Origin of the sequence: Curtobacterium sp. B18 (assembly GCF_000333375.1) — a bacterium.
GTDB lineage: Bacteria > Actinomycetota > Actinomycetes > Actinomycetales > Microbacteriaceae > Curtobacterium.
Genome location: NZ_BACZ01000403.1, coordinates 1 through 1,197, shown reverse-complemented (window position 1 = coordinate 1,197; position 1,197 = coordinate 1). Strand labels below are relative to the sequence as shown.

1 protein-coding gene is annotated in these 1,197 nt (G+C 69.3%); it reads right to left on the bottom strand.

The features are described 5' to 3' along the window. Positions 1–26: 26 nt before the first annotated feature. A complete protein-coding gene (locus I5E_RS11210) occupies positions 27–1,073 on the bottom strand; it encodes an NAD(P)-dependent alcohol dehydrogenase (protein ID WP_022907070.1) in 1,047 nt (348 codons plus the stop codon). Positions 1,074–1,197 lie beyond the last annotated feature (124 nt).

The window sequence follows — 1,197 nt, the reverse complement described above, 5'->3', positions numbered from 1 at the left end:
CGCCTCCCGTCAGATCGTGACGCGCGTCAGGCGAGGGTGGCCGCGTCGATCACGAAGCGGTAGCGGACGTCCGAGGACAGGACCCGCTCGTAGGCCTCGTTGACCTGGTCGGCGCTGATGAGCTCGGTCTCCGGCAGGATGCCGTGCTCGGCGCAGAAGTCGAGCATCTCCTGGGTCTCGCGGATGCCGCCGATGGCCGAACCGGCCCAGCTGCGACGCGAGCCGATCAGGGCGAACGCGGGGACCTCGAGCGGCTCGGCCGGGGCACCGACGTTGACCATCGTGCCGTCGACCTTGAGGAGGCCGAGGTAGGCGCCCATCGGGATCTTCGCCGACACCGTGTTGATGATGAGGTCGAACGAGTTCGCGAGCTGCTCGAAGGTCTCCGGGTCCTTCGTCGCGTGGTGGGCCACGGCGCCGAAGCGGAGCGAGTCCTCCTGCTTGGAGGTGGTCTGCGACAGGACGGTGACCTCGGCGCCGAGTGCGGCGGCGATCTTCACGCCCATGTGGCCGAGCCCGCCGAGGCCGACGATCGCGACCTTCTTGCCGGGGCCGGCCTTCCAGTGGTGCAGCGGCGAGTACAGCGTGATGCCGGCACAGAGCAGCGGCGCGACCTTCTCGATGTCGAGCGACTCGGGGACGCGGAGCACGAAGTCCTCGTTCACGACGACGGCCTGCGAGTAGCCGCCCTGCGTGATCGAGCCGTCGGCGGGGTCGACCGAGGCGTAGGTGCCGATGTTGCCCTTGAGGCAGTACTGCTCCTCGCCCTTGACGCAGTTCTCGCACTCGCCGCAGGAGTTCACCATGCAGCCGACGCCGACGCGGTCGCCGACCTGGTGCTTCGTGACGTTCTCACCGACGGCCGACACGTGGCCGACGATCTCGTGGCCGACGACCTGCGGGTACTGGATCTGGCCCCACTCGCCACGGACGGTGTGGATGTCCGAGTGGCAGATGCCGGCGTAGGCGATGTCGATCTCGACGTCGTTCGGGCCGACGTCGCGACGGGTGATGGTGGTCTTGACGAGCGGCTCGGTGGCCGACGGTGCGGCGTACGCGTTGACGGTGCGCATGGTCTCCTCGTGGGTGGTGCGGTGCGGGCCGGGTCCGGTCCACGACCAGTCTCGTGGAGCGCGCCATCGCGTGGGGGGTCACGTTGGGGCACCCCTGTACGGAATGCCGGCGTGTCGCGTGCGG